The organism is Keratinibaculum paraultunense, assembly GCF_016767175.1.
Taxonomy (GTDB): domain Bacteria; phylum Bacillota; class Clostridia; order Tissierellales; family Tepidimicrobiaceae; genus Keratinibaculum; species Keratinibaculum paraultunense.
In genome coordinates this window covers 154,393-180,148 of sequence record NZ_CP068564.1, presented here as the reverse complement: position 1 = coordinate 180,148, position 25,756 = coordinate 154,393, and the positions used below count along the sequence as shown (strand labels likewise).

Annotated in this window: 14 protein-coding genes; 4 read left to right on the top strand and 10 right to left on the bottom strand. The window is 30.5% G+C overall.

Going from position 1 to position 25,756, the window contains the following annotated elements:
- Positions 1-96 precede the first annotated feature (96 nt).
- Positions 97-846: an S-layer homology domain-containing protein gene (locus JL105_RS00895; protein WP_132025632.1), complete on the top strand. Its 750-nt coding sequence runs from the start codon at positions 97-99 to the stop codon at positions 844-846.
- A 52-nt stretch (positions 847-898) separates the two neighbouring features.
- Positions 899-7,564 carry a hypothetical protein gene (locus JL105_RS00890; protein WP_132025634.1) on the top strand — a complete coding sequence of 2,222 codons (6,666 nt, stop codon included), beginning with the start codon at positions 899-901 and terminating at the stop codon, positions 7,562-7,564.
- 38 nt (positions 7,565-7,602) lie between these two features.
- On the opposite strand, the gene JL105_RS00885 is transcribed toward JL105_RS00890, so the two are convergent.
- The 4 genes from JL105_RS00885 to JL105_RS00870 all read right to left on the bottom strand — a co-directional run bounded on the left by JL105_RS00885 (position 7,603) and on the right by JL105_RS00870 (position 14,742).
- Positions 7,603-8,394, bottom strand: coding sequence for a transposase (locus JL105_RS00885; protein ID WP_132025636.1), 792 nt, complete (start codon positions 8,392-8,394; stop codon positions 7,603-7,605).
- 140 nt (positions 8,395-8,534) lie between these two features.
- Complete coding sequence (locus JL105_RS00880; protein WP_202690544.1) at positions 8,535-10,538, bottom strand: methyl-accepting chemotaxis protein; 2,004 nt, start codon at positions 10,536-10,538, stop codon at positions 8,535-8,537.
- A gap of 184 nt (positions 10,539-10,722) precedes the next feature.
- Positions 10,723-12,735 (bottom strand): methyl-accepting chemotaxis protein, encoded by a 2,013-nt coding sequence (locus JL105_RS00875; protein WP_202690543.1) that lies wholly within the window; start codon positions 12,733-12,735, stop codon positions 10,723-10,725.
- 177 nt (positions 12,736-12,912) lie between these two features.
- The gene (locus JL105_RS00870; protein ID WP_132027920.1) at positions 12,913-14,742 is read right to left on the bottom strand and encodes an LTA synthase family protein; all 1,830 of its coding nucleotides are present in this window, start codon (positions 14,740-14,742) and stop codon (positions 12,913-12,915) included.
- A gap of 288 nt (positions 14,743-15,030) precedes the next feature.
- On the opposite strand from JL105_RS00870, the gene JL105_RS00865 reads away from it, so the two are divergent.
- Positions 15,031-16,200 carry a dicarboxylate/amino acid:cation symporter gene (locus JL105_RS00865; RefSeq protein ID WP_132027919.1) on the top strand — a complete coding sequence of 390 codons (1,170 nt, stop codon included), beginning with the start codon at positions 15,031-15,033 and terminating at the stop codon, positions 16,198-16,200.
- Positions 16,201-16,282: 82 nt separating this feature from the next.
- Here JL105_RS00865 and JL105_RS00860 read toward each other — a convergent pair whose 3' ends face one another.
- The gene (locus JL105_RS00860) at positions 16,283-18,715 is read right to left on the bottom strand and encodes a sulfatase-like hydrolase/transferase (RefSeq protein WP_132027917.1); all 2,433 of its coding nucleotides are present in this window, start codon (positions 18,713-18,715) and stop codon (positions 16,283-16,285) included.
- 161 nt (positions 18,716-18,876) lie between these two features.
- Between JL105_RS00860 and JL105_RS00855 the strand changes: the two genes are divergently transcribed.
- Positions 18,877-19,395 carry an ECF transporter S component gene (locus JL105_RS00855; RefSeq protein ID WP_132027915.1) on the top strand — a complete coding sequence of 173 codons (519 nt, stop codon included), beginning with the start codon at positions 18,877-18,879 and terminating at the stop codon, positions 19,393-19,395.
- A gap of 52 nt (positions 19,396-19,447) precedes the next feature.
- Here JL105_RS00855 and kamE read toward each other — a convergent pair whose 3' ends face one another.
- From kamE to kamA, 5 genes are read right to left on the bottom strand one after another with little or no spacing between them, the layout of a single operon-like run.
- Positions 19,448-20,206, bottom strand: coding sequence for a lysine 5,6-aminomutase subunit beta (kamE, locus tag JL105_RS00850; protein ID WP_132027914.1), 759 nt, complete (start codon positions 20,204-20,206; stop codon positions 19,448-19,450).
- Positions 20,203-21,759 (bottom strand): lysine 5,6-aminomutase subunit alpha, encoded by a 1,557-nt coding sequence (gene kamD, locus JL105_RS00845; RefSeq protein ID WP_132027912.1) that lies wholly within the window; start codon positions 21,757-21,759, stop codon positions 20,203-20,205. Before kamD ends, kamE begins: the two co-directional genes overlap by 4 nt.
- Before the next feature lie 40 nt (positions 21,760-21,799).
- A complete protein-coding gene (kamC, locus tag JL105_RS00840) occupies positions 21,800-23,425 on the bottom strand; it encodes a lysine 5,6-aminomutase reactivase ATPase KamC (RefSeq protein ID WP_132027910.1) in 1,626 nt (541 codons plus the stop codon).
- A 1-nt stretch (position 23,426) separates the two neighbouring features.
- Positions 23,427-24,458 (bottom strand): lysine 5,6-aminomutase reactivase subunit KamB, encoded by a 1,032-nt coding sequence (gene kamB, locus JL105_RS00835; RefSeq protein WP_132027908.1) that lies wholly within the window; start codon positions 24,456-24,458, stop codon positions 23,427-23,429.
- 21 nt (positions 24,459-24,479) lie between these two features.
- Positions 24,480-25,730 (bottom strand): lysine 2,3-aminomutase, encoded by a 1,251-nt coding sequence (gene kamA, locus JL105_RS00830; RefSeq protein WP_132027906.1) that lies wholly within the window; start codon positions 25,728-25,730, stop codon positions 24,480-24,482.
- Positions 25,731-25,756: the final 26 nt, after the last annotated feature.

Sequence of the window (25,756 nt, the reverse complement as noted above, 5' to 3'; positions counted from 1 at the left end):
GTCTTGGTCCTGGTGGGACAGGGGGTCAGACCTTCTGTCCCAAAAGTTGGGACAAAGAGGTCTGACCCCCTGTCCCAAAACTAAAGGAGGGTTTGTATGGATAGACGACTAACTATTGTATTAATAGGTATACTTCTATTCCCTACTATAGTATTTGCTACCTCTCCTATAATGGAATATAAAAATTTAGATAAATATATGACTAGGAAGGAATTAGCTACTGTAGGGGTAAGGATACATGAACTTGAAAATTTAGTGGAATTCTATGAGGATGAAGATTATTTTAAGGATGTAAAAGGATGGGCTAAACCTTATATCAATTTAGCTTATACCTTTAACATTATGAAAGGCACTGGAAAAAGAAAATTTGAACCAGATGAAAATATTACTTATGTGGAACTACTTACAGTAATAATGAGAACTTTAGAATATGAAGATGGGATAGATTTTAAAAAATATCCAGAGGATTACTACAATAAGGCATTAGAAATAGGATTGGCAAATATGTATATCCCTTATAATCAAGTAATAACTAGGGAAATTGCCTATGATACATTAAATAAAGTATTTGATATGGAATATGAAATTGGTATAGAAAATATACATTTTAACACCTCTATTGCAGGAATATTTTCTGGAGAGCTAGTAGGTTTAGATGATTTTAGCGGATATAAGGTTGAACTTTGGACCCAAGATGGAAAGATTTTGAAAAGTATAACTTTAAATAAAGAAGGAAACTTTAGTATATTAGGGTTTGATACAAGGGTAGATACTAGGCTAATAGGATACAAATATAGGGTATATGATAATAATGGACAGTTAGTATTAGAAGGAGATTTAAAATGAAATTTATGGGACAGGAGAACTGTCCCCCTGTCCCAAAGAAAGGGTGATTTAGTTGAAAAATAAAATTGTAGCTATATTACTTATTGCTATTATGATTATGGGAAATATCCCTTATGCTTTAGCAGAAAATACTGGACCAGGAAATCCAGGGGATATTATCCATACAGGGCTTAAAAAAATATATACACCTAATGATCTACAGGAATTAAGTGATGATATATTAAAACATGTTGATGATTCACATTTTGTAGAAAAATTCTATCGAAAAATTGAAAATGGAGAATATGTAAATTTAGTAGAAGAAGAAAACAAACAGCTAGAAGCAATAAAAAATTTCCTTGCAGAGAAAGGTATAACTGATCCTTATGAAATTCAAAGATATTTAATTGAAAATGAAGATGAAATTAGACAATTGCTAAATAATATACCTATTGATAGTTTAACCTTTGATGAAATCCCTGGAGATAAGGGACAGCCATCGGATTATAGATATGTATCGAGTCCCTTAATTCTTGATGAAAATAATTACTCTACACCAGAACCAGGTTCTAGGGAAGGGACTACTAAAATATCTAGATTAAAACTTCCTGCTGGAGCAAGTAAATGGCTAATCCGAGTATTTGATGATGAAGATGATGCAATTTCTGATTTCCAAAAAGATACAGTAATTAAAAATGCCACTCCTTATTATAGTGGAAAAGATATTGATGTTCTTCCAGGGAATGTTTTAGCCTTATATGCTGTGGATAATGGAAATAGATTGAAAGCTTTTGTAAATATTAAAATAGTAGAAAACATGATAAATACACCTAAAGAATTAGCTCCAAAAGTAGAAGTAGGAAATATCAAAAAAGGAGAAAAATATGCAGGAGCTGTAATAATTGAAGGTTTAGAAGATAAGCTACCTGAAGATGCCACTAAATGGCAAGTATTAGTATCTAATACTAAGATAGATACAGTTTATAAAGGGCAAATATGGGATAAAGCCTTTGACTACTCAATTGGTTCTGAAATAATTGTGGCAGATGAATCTGAACTACACAATATAGATGAAAGCTTTAAGAAATATATACTACTTATAGCTACTGATAATGATGGTAAAACCTTAGGCTACAATATTTTTGAAATAGGAAAAGATTATATTTCTACACCTCCTACTTTGCTTCAACAAACTACCCATTATATAGGACCAGTACCAGGGGAAGAAGATGGTACTACAAAGTTTGAAGGCTTATATTTTGGAACTTATAGAGATGAAAATATGAAGGAAGCTACTAGTTGGAAAGTGCTAATAAGTAATGAAATTATACATGTTCCTAAACTTAATTTAAATATAATAGAATTGGGAGATAATATAATAAATCCCCAAGAAGAAAAAATTTATGCTAATATGGGAGATTATTTACTATTAGCTGCTACTGATAACGAAGGAAAAATTAAAGGATATAAAATATTTAAATTAACAGAAAATATGGTAAAAGGTAAAACTGCACCTATTTTACCTGAAGATAATTATTCTATTCCTACAAAAGGAACAGTACAAGGAACTACAAAGATAGATTCACTAAATTTAGCAGGAATAAATGGGGCTACTAAATGGATGTATAAAGTGGGAACAAATTTAAATAATCCTATTTTCAATAAAATAGTAGAAGAAAGTAAAGATTATGAAGCTGGGCAAAATATAAGAGCCAATGTAGGAGATTATCTATTGCTACTTGCTACTGATGATGAAGGTAAAGTTAAAGCATTTGCTAAAATTGAATTAACTGAAGATATGGTAAAGGATCCTCCTGCAATACTACTTCAAGAAACCACCCACTACATTGGACCTATTAAAGGAAGCAAGAAAGGCACCACAAAATTTGCTGCTTTATCTGGCAGTGCTTCTATAGGAGAAAATCCTGTATGGATGTATAAAATATATGATGAAGAACCAGAAATACCTGAATTTAACATGGAAGCTACAGGGACTACTTTTGAAGCTAGAGAGGATATTGGAGAAAATTTAGTTCCAGGTAAATATCTATTACTATTAGCAACCAATGATAATAAGATTAAAGGTTATGCTATATTTAAACTTATGGAGCCTCATATAAGAATGCCCGATGCTGTTCAGTTGATAGAAGAGACACATTTTTCTACCCCAGAAAAAGGTACTAGCCCTGGCACTACTAGAATAACTAAATTAACACATTTAAGTATTGAAGATGTGGAACAATGGAGAATTAAAATAAGTAATGAAAAACACTTGATAGAAGGAGAAACCATTGAATTAAACTCTATAATATCTCAAACCACTGTCTATAGGGAAGGGGAAAATATTCGAGCTGAAGTAGGGGATTGGCTATTGTTACTTGCTACTGACAGAATTGGAAGAATTAAGGCTTATGCTGAAATTCAATTAAATGAAGCAAATTTAAGAAAACCTAATGCACCTTTATTAATATTAAATACCAACTATACAGAACCTAAGCCAGGAAGTGTAGAAAATAGTACTAAATTTGAATTTTTAGATTTTAGTACCAATATAGTTGGTGCTACTAAATGGATGTATAAAATTGGAGATAGAACTTTTGGAAATATAGAATTGGATAGTGTAATTGAAAATGCTTTAGAATATTCTAATATTAATGATAATATTGTAGGTGTTTCTGTTGATGATTATCTACTACTATTGGCTACTGATAATGAAGGTAAAGTTAAAGGCTATAGGGAATTTAAACTTACAGAAAGAAATATTCGTGGAGGCCCTGCAAGGATATTAGATAAAAATAATTATGCTTTAGAAAAAGGAACTAGACCTGGAACTACAAGATTTAATAAATTGCTACCAATGGGAATGGAAGGCACTATTAGATGGAGATACAAACTACTAGAAAATGAACTACCTGAAGGAGAAAAGCCTTATTTAAACAGCATAATAGAAGGAGCTATTCCTATTAATGTGGGACAAGATATAGAAGTAAATCAAATGAACAATGGATATGGCTATATACTCCTATTAGCTGTGGATAGTAGTGGTAGAACTAAAGGATATGCAGAAATTAAAATTACACCTGATATAGTCAAAGAACATGCTCCAATATTAAATGTAGAATTGATAGAAGGAGATAATGTAGATACTGTAAAAGTTAAATTAGCTAATTCCAATGATGTACCAGAAGGGACAAGTAAGTATAAAATAATGCTAACTACTGCTCCTTATCCTACTCCTGCTAAAGATGATATTTTAAATGGCGGGGTAGATTATATAATGGAAAAAGACATTAAAGTAAGTTTAAACCAATACTTAACTATATTTGCATTAGACGAAGAAAATAAAATTAAAGCTTTTAAAACTTTCAAAATAAGTGAACATGAGGAAAAAATTAAACGAGGTAAAGCTGAAATTGTAAGCCCAGAAATAATACTAGAAGGTAGTATAAATATTGGAGGAGAAAAAATTAAAATTAAACTATCCAATGGAGCCTATTGGGCTGATGATATTAAAACCAATAACACTAAACGAAATGCTTTATATAATGGATTTAAGGCAGAAAAGGAAGAAGCGGAATGGAATAAAGTAATAGATGCCCTTATTGCTGATGGTAGTGGAGCTATTGATGTAGATGAGGATAATACTACCCTTATCATATCCTTACCAGAAGCTAAGGGGTATGATATAAATGAAGAACAAATAATCACTTTAACTATACCAGCAGTAGCCATTAAAGATGCTATAAACCCTATTAAAGCTAGTGGCAACATAGTAATTAAACCTACTGTTAAAGCTACTATATCAGGAGATGTGGTAAAATCAACTGTTAGAGAAAAAGATGTAAAAGCTGGTGGAAAAACTATAGTAATAGAACTAGAAGATGGAGATTGGGTAGTAGACATAAATAGAGATGCTTTAATTAGTGGATTTAAAGTGGTTGGTGTAGATGAAGGAGAAGATACTAATTGGAATAAAATAGCTGAAAAAATTACTTCTTCTCACATAGTTAGAAATTCTAGTAAAAAATTAACTATTACTCTGCCTAAAGTAGAGAATGTGGATTTTGGAGTTAATAAGGAGACTATCTCCTTAACCATACCAAAAAATTTGGTACAAGGAGCAGAAGAAAATATAGTGGCTACTCCTACTTTTACCCTTTATCCTAATATATTGCAAGTAGTAGGAGAAGCTATTGAAAATACTGTATATTTAGAAGCACCTGATGGAAAAGTCCCAAGAACTATTAAGGATACATGGAAAATAAAAGTTACTACTGGCACTTTAAAGGAAGATATAACCAATAATGATATAGTAGTAGCTGGACTTCCAAGGGGACTAAAGGCTAATGTGGAAAATGTAGATGTTAATGAAAATACCATCACTATAAAGGTATCTGGAACTGCAGCTACTAAGATTGAAGAAGCAACAGTAAGCATTAGAATTAAGGGAACTGCTGTAGAAGAACTTAATTCTATGGATTCTGAAGATATAAAGGTGTTTTTAAAATTAAGTGAACCTAAAGTATTAGATAATGTAGAATATAGACTCCAAAAAGATGGGGAAATATTAAATATATATTTGACAAATGTAGATGAGGAAATGGAGTATAGTGTGGATTCTACTAATGGAATAAATGGTACTTGGGAAGAGATAACTTTGGCTGCAGAAGATACAAGTTTATTAATTGGAGAAGCTAAACCTATGAAAATATGGGTTAGAGAAAAAGCTCAACCAAGAGTAGTTCGTCTTGTAGGTGAATTAACACAAGAGGAAGCTCCAAAGAATATAACTATTAGCAGTTATGATTATGAAAATTTCATAATTGCACTAGATGGAATAGACTCTCACATTAATTATGAATACAGCACTGATGGTGGCAATACTTGGCATAAGTATGAATCAGATACTAGAATAGAACTTTCAGAAAATCTAGATTTAAGAATTAGAAAAACAGCAATTTTAGGAAATATGGGAGAACTTCCTTCTAAATCTACTGGAAAACTAAATGGCTTATATTTAGGAAATGTAAATTTAAATGTGGCAGAAGGGAAAATTGAAAATACCACTACAGGAATGGAATACAGCACTGATGGTGGAAATAAGTTTACACAAGCTAAAAATGGAGATACCTCTGTAAAATTTGCAAAAGATGATGAAGTTTGGATTAGAGAAAGAGGCAATACAGTAAATAAAAGATTTTTAGGTAGTGTTGGACAAGAAAGCTTTAGTGAAGATGAATTAAATAATATAGACTATCACATTGGAGAAAGAATAATTAAATTAATTAATTCACCTAATTTTGGATTAGATGAGCTACAGTACAAAATTGCCAATGATTCTTGGAAAGATGTTGGAGATGGTAAAAATATTGAATTTAAAGCTGGAGAATTGCGTTTTAGAAAGAAAGGTACAGCCTTTACTTTACCTTCTTCCGATAGAATAAAAGCTACAATAGAACCTCCAGCACCTGCACCAGAACTATCTTATGATGATGTTAATTATACTATAGAAAAAATAGGTACTACTGAGGGAGCTATCTATGAATATAAAATAAATGATGGAGAATGGAAATCTGGAGAAGTTTCTACTCAATTTGAAGCTGGAGATGAAGTTAAAGTAAGAATTAAAGCTACTAAAGAAAAACTACCAAGCCAAATTCAAACTATAAAATTTACACCAATTTTAAGCTTTGCTAATGTATATATAGATGCAGGAAAAAGCATGATTATGAATACTACTAGTGATATGGAATACAATATAAATAGTACCAATGGATTAGATGGGGTATGGTATAAATGTAATTCCCCTAATACCAAGGTACCTCTAAAGGCAGGAATGGATGTATATATACGAGAAGCTAAAAAACCTGGCAATTTTAGGAAATTAACTGACAGTCCTATGGAAGAAAGAACTTTAGATCCAGCAATTGTAGAAGAAAATATTGGATATAGTGTAAAGGATAGAACCATATGGATTGAAACAGAAAATGATTTATCTACACTGCAAGAAATTGTAGAAAATCTTCAATATAGAAATGGAGATAGTAACTGGATAAATATTGATTATATAAAATTAGAACCAAATAAAATAAATATATTAGCTTATAATATAGTTTTCAAACCAGGAAAATTGGAATTTAGACTAAAAGGAGATAAAGATTATTTGCCATCTCAACCAGTTAAAAAAGCTATAATAAAAGCCAAAGCTTCTCCACCAAATGTAATTATTAATAATGGAGAAAACATAGTTGAATCTATAAATGGAATTGATAGAAATGACGATTGGGATGAATTTGAATATAATGATTGGGATGAATTTGAATATAATATAGACAATGGACCATGGATTAGTGGTAGATATTTAAAAACTGAAGATTTAACTGGTAACAAACTACTAAGAATTAGATTTAAAGCAACAGATAATGAATTAGAAAGTCAAGAAACAGTAATACAAATTAAAGATAAGCTCCCACTAGAACATATAAGATTAAGCGATTATGTTCATCCAATGGAACTAAATGGAACTACCACCAATATGGAATATGCAGTTAGATATAAGAAAAATGGTACTGATGAAATGTGGTATAGAATAACATTGCCTGATGGCTCTAGGACTATGTGGATGAATGCTAGTGATGGCAACACCAAATTACCAGATGTAGTTACTAAAGAAAACCTAGTGAAGATAATAATTCGAGACAAAGACCAACCAGAAAATCAATACACAGTCTACCCATAATGGATTGGGACAGGGGGTCAGACCTCCTGTCCCATATTTTATTCCTTTAATGCTCTATCTATTGTGCTTTTACTCCAACCAATTATATTGGACATTTCTCTTGTAGACATATTAGTATGTTGATGTATTTCTTTTATTATTTGATTTCTAATATTCCTATCTTTTAATTTAGCTATATCTTCTATATCTAAATCATAATCTTTAAGTATATCTAAGATTTTTTTCATATAGGAACTTTTTGGTTCTTCTTCTACTTCTTCTAAATCTACAAAAGTCCTGTTACATTTTTGCCTAGAAAAGTCTATAAATTTTTTTATTGCTTCTATTCTGTTTTCAGAGAATATATCTAATATTAGTTCTGGTGATATGATATTATACTTATTTTCCATTTTATTTATGTATATGTTATAACTACTCCATGGATAAGCTGAGGGGTTTTTTACCATATGGGCTTTTACAGGATTGTTGTGGATATATCTTAAACATGTTAATAATCTACCATCTGTCTCTATACATTCACTTCTAAATCTATTTTGAAACAGGTGCCCTACTCTCTCATATTTTTTATTATAATAAAGTGAATAGCTAACGCCTATCCGTTTCATTGTTTGAGATAATAACTCTTTTTCTTCTTTTATTAATAAATGTACATGGTTGTCCATTATGCAATAACCATACAATATGTACTCGCCATTAGATTTCATCCTTATTAATGTATCTAAAAATTTTAGCTTATCTTCTTTATAAAAAAAAATATTCATTCTGTTAATGCCTCTTAACATCACATGATATATTCCGGTGGCTGATTTTGGTCGCAAATATCTAGGCATATTAGCTAACACCTCCTCATATATATTTCTACATTTTATAGTATTTTCCTTTATTTATTCGCCATTTTAGGACATAAAAAAAGATAGTTTTGGGACAGGGGGTCTGGGACAAGGGGTCTGACCCCCTGTCCCATATTTTATTACATCCTTATCTCTGCTATAAGCATTTGAAGATCTTGGGCAAGCATTGCTAAGCTTTCGCTTGCTGATGCTATCTCTTCCATAGAGGCTGTTTGTTCTTCTGCTGCTGCTGATACATTTTGTATGTTTTCTGCTACTTCTTGAGATGTATGTTCTATGGAACTTACAGATCCAACTACATTTTCTGTACCTTCGGCTACTTGATTTATAGCTTGTGTTATGTTTTGTATCTGATTGGATATTTCGTCTATTGAGTCTATAATTTTTATGAATGTTTCTTTTGTTTCATCTATGGTTATTAGCCCTTTATCTACTTCTTCTTTGCTTATATTCATGTTCTCATTTGCTTCGTCTATTATGTTTTGATTTTTCTTTATTATTTCGTATATATCTTCTGTGGAATGATGTACTTCTTCTGCTAGTTTTCTTATCTCTTCTGCTACTACTGCAAATCCTCTGCCTGTTTCTCCTGCTCTTGCTGCTTCTATTGCTGCGTTTAGTGCAAGTAGGTTAGTTTGTTCTGCTACATCTTGTATTACTTGGATTATGCTATCCATCTCTTTAGAACTGTTGTCTAAATCTTCTAAGGATACTTGTACTTTTTCGGTACTTTTGACTATATTGTTCATTTGATATATTACATTTTCTATATTATGCCTTCCTTTGTCGGAACTACCTGATACTTCTTGGCTTAAATTGTTTATTTCTTCTGCGTTTGATGATATTTCTTGAATTTGTGCTGATATTTGTTCTATTGCTGATACAGCATTTAATATATCATTCTTCTGTTCTTCTGAATCTACGGCTATTTCAGTGGCTGATTCTGCTACACTGTTGGCTGCTGTTGCTGCTTCTTCTGATACGGCTGTTAGTTCTTCTGAGGATGAAGCTACTTGTTCTGAGGATTCTTTTATTTTCTTTGTAAATTCCCTTAAAGTGTTTGTTATGGATTGAAAGGATAATGATATTTGACCAATTTCATCTTTCCTTTTCAAATTCTTTTCATCTATATTTTCTGTTAAATCTAACTTTTCTATTCTATTTGCTACTTCTACAGATTCTATAATAGGTTTAGATATAGAATTTCCCATTATAGTGGAAAGAATTATTGCAATTATAACTATTATTATACTAATCATGATTAATCTGTTTACTGATTTTTTAAAGGTTTTTAACATTTCAGCACTTGATATGGCTACTCCTACTTTCCAATTAGTTTCATCCATATCTTCTACAAAAAATACTCGTTCTTTTCCATCATAATCCTTTATTTCATTTAATCCTTTTTTTGCTGTTTTTTCTGTTTTAGATATATCTTTTAATTTGCCACCTAATATTTCATTTATGTTTGTAAAGCCTTTTTCTATATCAGGATTGAAAGCTTTGTTTTTATGAGTTATGATATTTCCTTCTCCATCTATTAAAAATCCATAGGAATCTTTTCCTAAATCCATACTTGAAACAAGCTCAACTAAATGATCAACAAATATATCCGAACCTAAAACTCCTATTAATTCACCATTTCTTTTAATAGCTTTAGAAATAGTAATTACAATATCCCCAGTTCTAGAATCAATATATGGAGAAAACACTACTACATCATCAGTATTTTTAGCATCTATGTACCAATCCTTTTCAATGGGTTTATAATCATCTGGTGGAATCCAACCAGATCCTGAAACAAAAAAATTATCTGATAAACCAATAAAATAATTATTCCCTTCATTTACCTCTTCTTGACTTTTCAAATACTGGTATATATAATCAAATTCATAATTATTGTTATAACCTATTGCATCTGCCATTTCCTTAAGGGAATTTTTTTGTATGCTTAACCATTTATCCAATTCCTTCGTAGTGATCTTAGCTGAATTCTTTGCATTATTTTCTGTTTCATTTAAAAGCTCTCCTCCTAAAAATTTATAATTGGTTATTGTTGATAAAAGAATACTTGCTACACATAAAATACATGTAAATAAAATTATCCTTGTTTTTATTTTCATACAAATTCCTCCTTGTCATATTGATCACCTTCCTCTATCTACATATTATATATCGTCTAAATTATCATAAAGTTAATACCTATTTCTACATATTTTTTCAACTTTTATCTATTTTTTTGCAAAATACAGTACAGTTGCAGTACAGTTGGGACAAGGGGTCTGACCCCCTGTCCCAACTGTACTGTTATATTCTTATCTCTGCTATTAACATTTGAAGATCTTGGGCAAGCATTGCTAAGCTTTCACTTGCTGATGCTATCTCTTCCATAGAGGCTGTTTGTTCTTCTGCTGCTGCTGATACATTTTGTATGTTTTCTGCTACTTCTTGAGATTTATGTTCTATGGAACTTACAGATCCAACTACATTTTCTGTACCTTCGGCTACTTGATTTATAGCTTGGGCTATGTTTTGTATCTGATTGGATATTTCGTCTATTGAGTCTATAATTTTTATGAATGTTTCTTTTGTTTCATCTATGGTTATTAGCCCTTTATCTACTTCTTCTTTGCTTATATTCATGTTCTCATTTGCTTCGTCTATTATGTTTTGATTTTTCTTTATTATTTCGTATATATCTTCTGTGGAATGATGTACTTCTTCTGCTAGTTTTCTTATCTCTTCTGCTACTACTGCAAATCCTCTGCCTGTTTCTCCTGCTCTTGCTGCTTCTATTGCTGCGTTTAGTGCAAGTAGGTTAGTTTGTTCTGCTACATCTTGTATTACTTGGATTATGCTATCCATCTCTTTAGAACTGTTGTCTACATCTTCTAAGGATACTTGTACTTTTTCGGTACTTTTGACTATATTGTTCATTTGATATATTACATTTTCTATATTATGCCTTCCTTTGTCGGAACTACCTGATACTTCTTGGCTTAAATTGTTTATTTCTTCTGCGTTTGATGATATTTCTTGAATTTGTGCTGATATTTGTTCTATTGCTGATACAGCATTTAATATATCATTCTTCTGTTCTTCTGAATCTACGGCTATTTCAGTGGCTGATTCTGCTACACTGTTGGCTGCTGTTGCTGCTTCTTCTGATACGGCTGTTAGTTCTTCTGAGGATGAAGCTACTTGTTCTGAGGATTCTTTTATTTTCTTTGTAAATTCCCTTAAAGTGTTTGTTATGGATTGAAAGGATAATGATATTTGACCAATTTCATCTTTCCTTTTCAAATTCTTTTCATCTATATTTTCTGTTAAATCTAACTTTTCTATTCTATTTGCTACTTCTACAGATTCTATAATAGGTTTAGATATAGAATTTCCCATTATAGTGGAAAGAATTATTGCAATTATAACTATTATTATACTAATCATGATTAATCTGTTTACTGATTTTTTAAAGGTTTTTAACATTTCAGCACTTGATATGGCTACTCCTACTTTCCAATTAGTTTCATCCATATCTTCTACAAAAAATACTCGTTCTTTTCCATCATAATCCTTTATTTCATTTAATCCTTTTTTTGCTGTTTTTTCTGTTTTAGATATATCTTTTAATTTGCCACCTAATATTTCATTTATGTTTACATAGCCTTTTTCTGGATCAGGATTGAAAGCTTTGTTTTTATGGGTTATGATATTTCCTTCTCCATCTATTAAAAATCCATAGGAATCTTTTCCTAAATCACCCAAATCTATATTTGAAGTAACTCCTAGTATATAGGATAAATGTATATCTGATGCTAAAACTCCTACTAATTTGTTGTTTTTTTCAAGAGCTCTAGATATAGTAATTGTAACTTCTCCTGTTTTAGCGTCTATATAGGGAGATGATATTACTACATCATCAGATCCTTCAGCATTTATGTACCAATCTCTTTCAGTAGGCTTATAATCATCTGGCGGTATCCAACCACCTCCTGATATTAAAGAATCATCCGGCAATCCAACATAATATTCATTACCTTCATTGATTTCTCCTTGACCACTTAAATAACCATATACATAATCAAATTCAAAATTATCATTATATAAAAGAGCGTCTGCTATTTCTTTTAAGGAATTTTTTTGTATTCTTAACCATTTATCCAATTCCTTTGCAGTGATCTTAGCTGAATTCTTTGCATTATTTTTTGTTTCATTTAAAAGCTCTCCTGCTAAAAACTTATAATTAGTTATTGTTGATAAAAGAATACTTGCTACACATAAAATACATGTAAACACAATTATCCTTGTTTTTAATTTCATATGAACTCCTCCTTGTCATATTGATCACCTTCATCTATCTATATATTATATATCGTCTAAATTATCATAAAGTTAATACACTTTGCTACAAAACTCCCCAATATTCTCGATTTTTATCTAATTTTTTACAAAAATAGTACAGTTGGGACAGGAGGTCTGACCCCCTGTCCCAAATACCTACTGTCCTATGAGTTTTTTTAACAGATTGTTTTTTAATATAAAATCTGATTTATTTATCTCTTCTATTGCTCTCTTATGATAATCTTTATACTCTAATACATCCACTTCTTCTCTAGTATCTAGGCGAAAAGCTCTGCTATTTTCAAATATACCATCTCTCGACATTTCCAATAATATTTCATCAGTTATTACTGAGCCTTTTACTGCATAAGTTTGAGGAGCTACTAGGCTTTCCCCTTGATAATTTATTAAATCTCTGCCAAACATTATTCCTTTCTCATTTTGGTATCCCATTATATTTAATATAGTAGGCATAAAATCTAACTGACTTCCAACTTTAGATATAGTTTCATTTATATTTTCTCCCGGTATATGAATTATTAAAGGTATTTTCATCATTTCATCTAAATCATAAGTATAACCTAAGTATTCACTCATAAGTTTTTGGTAATCTTTGTTTAAGCTATTTATGGCAAAGTGATCTCCATATAAAGCTATTACTGTGTCTTCATATAAACCCTCTTTTTTTAGTGCTTCAAAAAACTGTCCTAAAGCTTTATCTGTATAGTGAATAGCTTGAATATAATCCCCTAGTATGGTATTTTCATGTTCTTTTCGAATTTTTAACTCTTTATATTCATCAGGCATTTTAAATGGATTATGACTAGTTAAAGTTATCATAAATGCATAAAAAGGATTATCATCTATACTATCCAATTCTTTTAGATAATCCATACTTTGTTTAAAAAACTGTTCATCAGTTAAACCAAATCCTATGGTTTTTATTAAATCATAATCCTCCTCAGATATAAACCTTTCAAATCCTTGATTAGGGTATGCTCTACTTCTATTCCAAAATTCCTTCTCATACCCATGAAATACCCAAGCAGTGTATCCATTATCCCTTAATACCCAAGGAAGCCCATAAAAGGTATTTTCTTCGTATTGGGTATAAGTAGGTTCATCCATGGATGGATACAAAGAATTATTGGATACAAATTCTGCATCAGCAGTATTTCCTCTGCCTATTAACTGATAGTATTTATCAAAATATAAGGAGCCTTGTTGTTGTATTAATTTATTTAAATTTGGAGTTATTTCCTGTCCATCGTAATAGTGATTTATAACAAAATTTTGTAGTGCTTCTACTTGAATTACTATTAAATTTTTCCCTCTACCTACACCAGTGTATTTTCCCTCATCCAAATAAGTTCTATCTTTTAATTCTTCTAAATCCTTTTGAGTAAATGATTCTATTCCTTGAACTATTTCTTCATCTCCTAGTATAGTTTTCTTAATATCTTTTATATGATAAGTAAACAATTCTTGATTAGTTACTGGTCCAAATAATTCATTTTTAATTAAAAATGAAAATAATATTACCAATATCAATGCAATAGTTCCTGGTATCCCCCATCTAAAAATTTTATTATATTTTTTATTTTCTTTTCTAATCTTTTTTTTCTTCCACTTAGAATAAAATATTAAAAATGGTATATCTGCTAAAAAAAGAAAATTAGTAAATGTAAATATAGATTTAATGCTATCCCCTACTGCTGGTAATAGGTATAATTGTTTTAACATCTTCACAGAAGGTAGTGCGTTAAAATAAGTATAGTACATTACATCAGCAAACATAAGTGCTGATATTATATTATAAAAGCTAAAGGCTAAAGTTTGTTTCTTTTTATTTTTGCTAAGATATATCCAACTAAATAAAAATAATACAATTAATGTACTTGTTAAAAATATAATAAGTCTATTGTATTGTACATTAGTTACATGCATAAATAATAATATTTTTAGTATAAGTAATAAAATCAGCATTTCTATTTATTCCTCCAAATATTTTTATATCATATCTATACTATAATGTTATATCATATTCCGTATATTTTTCAAAATTATACATATAACTACTATACTGAAAGTATAAACTTTATAGTCAAGATAAACATTTCATTAATAAATCTCATCTTGACATTATTTTTTATATTTACTATGATATTTTAGTAATTAACTAAATTTCAAGGTGCTACTTATAGGAAACACAGGAATAAGACACCATTTTAAATTAAATTTCACAAAATATAGTTAAACAAGGAGGATTTAATAATGAAAAAATTAGGATTATTACCTAGATTAATTATTGCCATTGTTCTTGGAATAATCATAGGAACTTTTGCTCCAGCATGGTTTGTTAGGATATTAGCCACTTTTAATGGACTGTTTGGAAATTTCCTTGGCTTTGCTATTCCTTTAATAATAATAGGATTTGTAGCTCCTGGAATTGGAGATTTAGGTAAAGAAGCAGGAAAACTTTTAGCTATAACTGCTGCTCTAGCTTATGGTTCTACTATTTTTTCTGGTACTTTAGCATATTTTACTTCTTCTACAATACTACCTAAATTTTTAACTCCTGGACTTTTTAATATGGGATCAGTTAACCCTGATGAAGCCCTTTTGAAACCTTTCTTTGAAGTAGAAATGCCACCAATATTTGATGTAATGACAGCTTTGTTAATTGCTTTTACTATTGGAGTTGGAATTGCAGCTATAGAAGGGGATACTATTAAAAAATTCATGAATGAATTTCAAGCTATAGTAGAAAAACTGATATCCAGCTTGATTATACCTCTTTTACCTGTTCATATATTAGGGATATTTGCTAATATGACCTATGCTGGACAAGTAGTAACCATTTTATCCGTATTTTCTAAAGTATTTGCTATGATAATTTTACTTCACATAACAGTATTAATTATACAATTTATAATTGGTGGAACTGTTGCAGGAGGAAATCCTTTTAAATTATTAAAAAACATGATACCAGCATATCTTACAGCTATTGGTACTCAATCTTCTGCAGCTACTATTCCTGTTACTTTGCAACAAACTAAAAAAAATGGAGTGCAAGGTGAAATAGCTGATTTTGTAATTCCTTTATGTGCTACTATTCATCTATCAGGAAGTACTATGACAATAGTTTGCTGTTCTATGGCTATTATGATGTTAAATGGTATGACTATTAGCTTTAAGGCTATGCTACCATTTATAATGATGTTAGGCATTACCATGGTAGCTGCTCCTGGGGTACCTGGTGGAGCTGTTATTGCAGCTTTAGGGTTATTGGAAAAAATGCTTGGATTCTCCCAATCTATGCTTTCATTAATGATTGCATTGTATGTAGCTCAAGATAGCTTTGGTACTGCTACTAATGTTACAGGAGATGGTGCAATTGCGTTAATTGTAAATAAAATTTCTGGATATAAATTAGAAAAATAAAGTTAGATTTCCTAAACTATAAAAGTAGCACATTGAAGTAAATTTATTAACTGGAACAATGAGGGCTATCCCATTGTCCCAGTTAATAAATATATATATTTATACCTAATTTTTTTAACTTCTTGTATAAGGAATCTTTAGCTTGTTTCCTATCTATTATTATTCCATATAAATTATTCCTATTTAAAAAATCCAATATTTCTTCGTCTGTATATTCTGTATCTGCTACATTTAATATTATGTTTTTAAATGCTTTATTAGATAATTTTATATATTGTTCAAAATCCTTCATCTCTACTATAAATCTATCCCTTAGTTCTGGATAATCCTCTATTACTTTTAAAAATATGGATTCATCTAGTTCTTTACTTCTTAAAAGTATATAAGTATCCTCATGTTTTTTCATCCAATTAATTAAATCTTCTAATGTATTTTGATCATCTCTATATTGATCTAAAACCTGTTTATATTCTTCGATAGAGCCTTCTACCATAGGTCTTTTGTCTACTCCATCATCTAATAATATGGTCTTTTTGTCTGGATACCATTCTATATCTACTGCTAACAGCCTATACCCTACATAATAGAGTGTATCTAATCTTTCTAATGGTTTATAGTTTAAATATCCAATTTTTTCATAGTCTGGGATATCTGATTCAATTAAAGCATCAAAATCCATTTCTCCTTCATTTTCTATAAGAAATTTTATTAAATCATTTTTGAGTATATAGTCAGATTTATTTATATCAGCAATTATACTCTCATATCTTTCCCTAAATGGTGCTACATCTATTTTTTGTTTAGTTTTATTATCTTTTGCAATACAATTTTCAAATATACCATCTCTAGACATTAAAAATATAACTTCATCATCTATAAAAGAACCTTTAAGTACATAAGTTTGAGGAGCCACATAGTTTTCTCCCTCATAGTTTAACAAGTCTTTGCCAAACATTATTCCCTTTTCATTTTGGTATCCCATTATATTTAATATGGTAGGCAAAAAATCTAGTTGGCTACCTATTTTACTTACAGTTTCTTTTATATTTTCTCCTGGAACATGAATCAATAAAGGAACTTTAAACATCTCATCTATATCATAAGGGTACCCTAAAAAGTCAGTCATCAATTCTACTCCTGAATCGTTAAGACCTGTTATAGCAAAGTGATCTCCATATAAAGCTATTACTGTGTCTTCATATAAACCTTCTTCTTTTAGTGCTTCAAAGAACTGCCCTAAAGCTTTATCTGTATAGTGAATAGCTTGAAGATAATCCCCTAATATGGTATTTTCATGTTCTTCTCGTATATTTAATTCTTTATATTCATCAGGCATTTTAAAAGGAGTATGACTAGTTAAAGTTATCATAAATGCATAGAAAGGATTATCATCTATACTATCCAATTCCTTTAGATAATCCATACTTTGTTTAAAAAACTGTTCATCAGTTAAACCAAATCCTATAGTTTCTACTAAATCATAATCCTCCTCAGATATAAATCTTTCAAATCCTTGATTAGGATATGCTTTACTTCTGTTCCAAAATTCCTTTTTATATCCATGAAAAACCCAAGCAGTATATCCATTATCTCTTAGTATCCATGGTAGTCCGTAAAAGGTATTATTATAATATTGTTTATAAGTTGGATCTTCCATGGAAGGGTACAACGAATTATTAGATACAAATTCTGCATCAGCAGTATTTCCTCTACCTATTAACTGATAGTAATTGTTAAAATAAATGGTGCTTTCATGTTCTATGAATTTATTTAAATTTGGAGTTATTTCCTGCCCATCATAATATCTATTTAAAGGAAAGTCCTGTAAAGCTTCCACTTGTATGACTAATAAATTTTTCCCTTTGCCTATGCCTGTATATTTTCCTTCTTCTAATTTTGTTCTTTCTTTAAGCTCTTCTAAATCTTCTTGAGTAAATATTCCCCTTCCTTCTACAATATCTTCACCTATTATTGTATCCTTTATATCTTTAATATGATAACTATATATTTCTTGTCTTGCTATAGGTTCTATCATATCATTGAAAGCTAAATAGCTAAATATGAGAATCAAAGCTAATGCAATTCCTCCTGGAATTCCCCATCTTATATAGGTTTTGTAACTTTTATTTTTTTCTGCTAATTTTTTTCTCTTTTTATTAGAGTATATTTTTAAAAAGGGGATGTCCAACAAAAATAATAGATTTCTAAAAGATAATAATGCTAATATACTATCTCCTACTGCAGTTACTTCGCTAAACTGTTTCAACATAGCAATGGACGGTAATGAATTAAAAAAACTATAGTACATCACATCAACAAACATAAATGCTGACATAATATTATAAAAGGAAAAAGCAATGGTTTGTTTCTTTTTATGATTGCTTAAATATATTAGAGTAAAAAAGAATAAAGTTATTAAAGTACTAATTAATAGTATGATACCTCTATTATATTTAATATCAGTTATATTTATAAATAAAAATATTTTTAAAATTAGTAATATTGCAAATAACATATTCTATCCCCCATTTTAATAAGAATTAGTCCATTATAATCAATATCTATTAATAATCTACACCAATATAGATTTTCATGCAAGTTTTTGCTATTGGAAAATTCATAAAATAATAGTATAATAAGACAAATACCTATTTTATTAAAGAAAGGAGTTGGAATATGAGGTTTAATACAAAAAATTTAGTTACTGCAGCTATGTTATTAGCATTAGCAATTATACTCCCCACAATAATACATATAAGTGGACTAAATGGAACTATATTTCTTCCTATGCATATCCCTGTATTGATTGCTGGACTAATTGTGGGACCTTCTTGGGGTTTTGTTGTTGGTATTATTTCTCCTATTATTAATCATATGCTAACAGGCATGCCACCAGTTCCAGTATTTTGGGTGATGATAGTAGAATTAGGATTGTATGGGCTTATATCTGGGCTTTTATATAGGAAAGTAAAAATGACCTTATGCCCATCTTTAATAATAAGCATGATAGTTGGCAGATTAGGAGCAGCTTTAATGGTACTTATATTAGGAAAAGGATTTGGATTTCCTATGCCCCCTATAGATGTATATATTAAAGGTATGACTTTAACAGCTCTACCTGGAATAATAATTCAATTAATATTTATACCTATGATAGTTAAAGCTTATGAAAAAGATAAAAATACTAGGTGGTAAAATTATAATAACTTTCTTTTAAGGTGCCAGGCACCTTAAAAGAAAGTTATTGCTATACTAATCCTCTTTTTCCCATTTCTGTTACTATGAAGGTAGCTACATCTTCTGCAAATGTTCCTGGACCAAATCCTGCATCATAACCTAGCTCTTTGGCTAATTCATGGGATATTCTAGGTCCACCACATACTAATATTACTTTATCCCTTATTCCTTCTGCTTCTAATAATTCTACCAATTCTGTTAGATTGGGAATATGAACATTCTTTTGAGTTACTACTTGAGATACAAGTATTGCATCTGCATCTAATTCTATAGCCTTCGCCACTAATTCTTCATTGGGCACCTGACTTCCTAAGTTATAAGCATCGATACCTTCATATCTTTCCAAGCCAAAATGACCAGCATAACCTTTCATGTTCATTATAGCATCTATTCCCACAGTATGAGCATCGGTACCTGTACAAGCCCCTACTACAACTACATTTCTTTTTATATTATCCTTTATAAATTGTTCTACTTCTTCTTTGGACATCACTTCTATATCTACTTTAGGAACTTCTATTTTAGTATAATCCACAGTATGAATACATTTACCATATACTATAAAATAAGTGAAATTCATGCCTAAATCTTTAGAATAAACCACTGATGGTTCATCTAATCCCATTTTCTTAGCTAGTTGCCTAGCTGCTTCAGTCGCTTCATCTCCATAGGGTACTGGTAATGTAAAACTAGTTTGCACCATACCATCGTTTAGTGTGTCCCCATAAGGTTTTACTTTAGTTAAGTCAACTTGTGCTACTTGACTCATTGTTTAACACCTCCCAGCATCAATGGGATAAATGGGTTAAAATATCCGCTACTTTTTTTAGCCACACCTTCTAATCCCTTTCCTCCAGTTCTGGATCTTTTTACTCCTCCAAATTTACCTTGTTCTATAGTTGGGAATAAACCAATATCTGCTATTTCATTTAATAGATCTTCTGCTTTTTGTAATACTTCTTGAGCTCTTTTTTGAATTATCCCATCTTCTTTAAACAGTATTTCATCTCCTAAATCCCTAGCATTATTAAAGATGTATTGGGCATTTTCTATAGCTAGATATCTATCATGTATATGAGGAGTATGAATAGCTTCAGTTAACATACCCAACAGTTGAATGCCTTGCCCTGTCATTATGGATACCATGTTGAACATAGCATCTTGTACATGCCCTTTAAATATATTTCCTGTCATATATTTAGTAGGAGGCATATATTTTAATGGTGCATTAGGAAATATCTCCCGAGCCATTTGTGCTTGAGCTAATTCATACAAAAACCCATTTTTTAAAGCAGGATCCATTTCAAAAGCATGCCCTAATCCCATTTGCTCTTCAGGAATTCCTGCCTTTCGTGCAAATTGTTCATTTATAAATTGAGAAGCTAATACTGTATGGGCAGCCTCTACTGCATCATCTGTGGTTAAATAATTATCTTCTCCTGTATTTATAATTATACCTGCATAACCATTGATTACTCTAGAAAAATACTGGTCTATCATAGTCCTTTGCATATTTATATCCCTAAATAATATTCCATATAAAGCATCGTTTAACATCATGTCTAATCTTTCCAATGCACCCATAGCTGCTATTTCTGGCATACAAAGTCCAGAACAATAATTACACAATCTAATATAACGACCAATTTCTTCTCCTACTTCATCTAGTGCTTTTCTCATTAGTCTAAAGTTTTCTTGAGTAGCGTAAGTACCTCCAAATCCCTCTGTAGTGGCTCCATAAGGTACATAGTCTAATAAGGATTGCCCAGTTGTTCTGATTACAGCTATAACATCTGCTCCTTGATATGCTGCTGCTTTAGCTTGAACTATATCCTCATATATATTTCCTGTAGCAACTATTACATATAAATAAGGTTGTTCACCTTCTCCTAAGCTTTTAATTAATTCATCTCTTTTATTCTTATTTTGTTTTATTTTATCCACTGTTTCTTTAGCTAATTCATATATAGTATCTTGAATTTTTTCTTCACTTGCAATAGGAAGACGAGTAATATCCAATTCTCCTCGTCCAATTTTTTCTGCTATATCTTGAGGAGTATCTCCAGTTTGTATTATGGCATTTCCTAGCCAATAAGCTGCTCCTTGCTCTAGCCCTCCTCCTTCTTTGATATTATCTACCAATACATTGGGTAAGGGTTTGTCTATTTCATCTATCCCATCTATTCCTAATAATCTAACTATGGTTCTTTCTGTTGAAGTAGTAGTATGCTCATCTATAAATTTTTGCATATCTTCCGCTATTTTCTTTGCTGCATTTCTAGAGCTATCTATCTTTGTTTGATCAAGATTTAACTTTCCCAAACGTTTCGCCTCCTTTTTTATGGGACAGAAAGAACTGTCCCTACTGTCCCAGGTATTTTTCCGATTTAGAAATTATTTCTTTGTTTAATCCCATTATGCTCGCTATATTTATAGCTTCTTTGGGAACTTTTGTTTCATCATCTACTCTTTTTAGTCTATAGTCCATATATTTATTTATTGCATCTATTTCATCTTCAATATCCTGCAATTGAAGTTTTAATTTCCCTAAATCCACATTGGATAAACCTACTACTTGAAAATGAATTACATCCTCTATATTTCCTATATTATCATAATGAGTGGTTAAAAGAGTTATACAGTTTTTATCTATTAAATATTCTACTATAGCTCTAGATATAGCATAACCTTCTTCTGGATTGGTGCCACGAGCCAATTCATCTATTAAAATTAAACCTCTTTCGTTACATCGTTCTATGGCTTCTTGAATTAGTTTTATTTCTCCTCCAAAAGTAGATAGACCTTTATCCATGGATTGAGGATCGCCTATGGAAGTCTTAATAAATTGGTTTAGCCCTAATGTCATTTCTTTAGCAGGTACCATCAATCCATGTTGAGCCATAGCTGTAAGTAAACCAACCAACTGAAGGCTTACAGTTTTTCCACCCATGTTAGGTCCTGTTATACAACTTACTCCTTCTTTTAGTTCTATGGTTATTGGGGTAAAGTTTAGCCCTTTTTCTTTTAATATTTCTTCTATTTTTGGATGGCGACCTTCTACTATTTTTATCATATGATCACTAATGATATTGGGCTTTATTCCATTAATTTCTATGGCAAATATTGCTTTTCCTAATATAAAATCTATCTTCCCAATACTTGCAATATTTCTAAACAGATCTTTAGATCTTCTACCTACTTGTTTGGATAATTCTTCTCTTATTCTGTATTCTTCTCTTTCCTCTTTATCTTTCAATATTAAATATTGCCTTTCTAATAAAGTCATATTATCTGTTGGCTTAATGGAATATTTTATGTTTATATAGGTTTCTGATACATATGCTAAATGAGGATGATTTTCTATTTTCTCTATTAATTTTTTATCATCTTTAGGAAGTATTATAGTTCCATCAGGTCTTAGTTTTATGTTTAAATCTTCTTCTATTCTTTTTTTTAAATATCTTTTTTCTCTTTTTATTTCTCTTTCTACTTCTCTTTTATATTGGCGAATTTTCCTTAATTCTTCTGAATAGGAATCATATATATAAAAAGTAGAAAGTCCAGTATCTTCTGGATCTAAATATTTTTCTAACTTATCAATAGGCTGAATTTTTATATCACTCCATGAAGGAAGTTTCTGTTTTTTTAGTAAATGATATAAATCTTTAACTAAATATAAAAAATTTTTTATTTCAAACAATTCTACTTCTGATAAAATTCCTCCATTGTTTGCTTTTCTTATGGATGTCCTTAAATCCTTTATATGTCCAAATATATGATCTATTTGTTTCATAAATTGTTTATCTTTTACAAAAGGAATATAACTTTCTACTTTATTTAATTCTTCTATTAATTTTTCCTCTTCTCCAGGCAAAAATGCTCTCATATTTCTCTTATATATTTTCCCATAGGGAGTTTTAGTGTTTATTTTATTTAATATATACTGAAAATCCAATGCCTTTTCCGTTGAAGGATCCATAAATTCCATATTAATCACCACCTAGCATTACATCTACAACAGGAATATCCTTTATATAATGCCTCATCTTTTCTAGCAAAACATTAGGTTCAAAATAGTAACCTTGAGGAGCATAGGGATTTACAGTTATAGCCACTAAATTTATAGGATACAAAACCTTTACATTTATTCCATATCTATTAAATTTCAACCAATCTTTTGGTTCTATAAATATCTTAGTTCCATCAGTTACTACAATATCTATGTTTTTATACATTTTAGTAGTATTTATAATACCTTCTACTGTACTTTTTACAAGGGAACCGGGAATCACCAAATATCTAGAATCCTCATTTAGATGATCCCCTATTATATGACCACAGTTTAATGCTGTCTTTATATTTAAAGGTATTGTATTTAAATTTTTATCTATTATGGCTATTTGTCCTTTATCCATAATCTCCTCTATTACTTCCCTTACTTTATCATCTTCTACAGGGGGAATATTAAATAAATTTACTACATGTAAAGTTTTTTCTATGACTTTATTTATATCCCTACTTAAAACTGCACCAGTGGATAGAATAGTGGCATCACTAATGGAAGGAGCAGCTGATGTTCTCCTATCTAAAGCTCCATCTATTATAACTAATTCTGCTCCAATTTTTAACATAAAATCAGCTACTTTTTTTATCTCTTTTATAGTTTGAGGTCCAGCTATTTGAATATAGCCACTATCCTTTACCCTACCTATTAATATTTCTCCTAATGGAGTTCTAAAATCCGTTACATTAATTATTTCTATATTTGCATCCCCTAAAGGTAATAATTCAGTAGTAGTAGCTACAATAGTACCAACTTCAGCATATATTTTAGGCTTTTCTGTTTCAGCAATTACATCTACCCTTTCTCCATCCCTTCCAGTAGATATAATACCTAACTTTACATCCTCCACTATAGCTTCTTGAATCAGATGGTTTAAAGTTACAGTTTTACCACTATTTTTTGCCATACCTACTATGGACACTATTTTATATTTATTATTAATATGTTCTAATAACAATATATTTCCTCCTATTATTGCTTAAGCTTTTCTTTGCTTTCTTTCTAGATTATTTGGTTCTAAAAATTTTACTTCTTTGCTTTCAAGTAGTTCTGCTACACCTGTTGTTCGTCCTTCCCTTTCTTTTCTGCAGACTGGACAGTTGCAAGGCTCTTCTACCATTTGAGGTTCTGTATAAGTGGTAATTACTCCTTCGTAGTTTCTCAATACTACCTTTTCAGGAGATTGGCTTATTAAATACTGTGGCATAACTGGTATTTTTCCACCACCTCCAGGTGCATCCACTACAAATGTTGGTACTGCAAATCCTGAAGTATGTCCTCTTAATGCTTCAATTATCTGTATACCTTTGGCTACTTTAGTTCTAAAATGCTCTATTCCCATGGATAGATCACATTGATATATATAGTAAGGTCTAATCCTCATCATCACTAGTTTATGAACTAGTTCTTTCATTATGTGAGGGCAATCGTTTACTCCTCTTAATAGTACTGATTGATTTCCTAAAGGAATTCCTGCATCTGCCATCTTCCTTGCAGCTTCTTTAGAATCTTCTGTAACTTCTTTTGGATGATTGAAATGAGTATTTAACCATATAGGATGATATTTCTTTAACATATTTACTAAATCATCAGTAATTCTCATAGGCATTACTACTGGAGCACGAGTACCTATTCTTATAATTTCCACATGAGGTATAGATCTTAATTCTTTTATTATATATTCTAATCTATCATTTGATACTAATAGTGCATCTCCACCTGATAATAGTACATCTCTTACTTGAGGTGTATTCCTTATATATTCAATTCCTTGATCTATCCTTTTTTTTGGTGCTTCTGAATCTTTTTGCCCTGCAAATCTTCTTCTAGTACAATGTCTGCAGTACATGGAGCATTGATCTGTGATTAAAAATAGTACTCTGTCAGGATATCTATGGGTTATGCCAGGTACTGGTGAATCTATATCTTCTGCTAATGGATCTTCCATATCTGCTATACTTTCGTAAGTTTCCATGATAGTAGGCACTGCTTGTTTTCTAATAGGACAATTTTTATCATCTGGATCCATTAATGATGCATAGTAAGGTGTAATTCCCATTCTAAATTTTTTAAGTACAGCTTCTATATCTTTCTCTTCCTCATCCGATATGTTTATTACTTTCTTTAAGGTTTTCACATCAGTAATCCTATTTGCAACTTGCCACTTCCAATCATACCATTGATCGTCAGTAACATCTTTCCACAATTCAATATCCTTATAGGATCTCATTTTATATCCTCCTTTTAAAATATAAC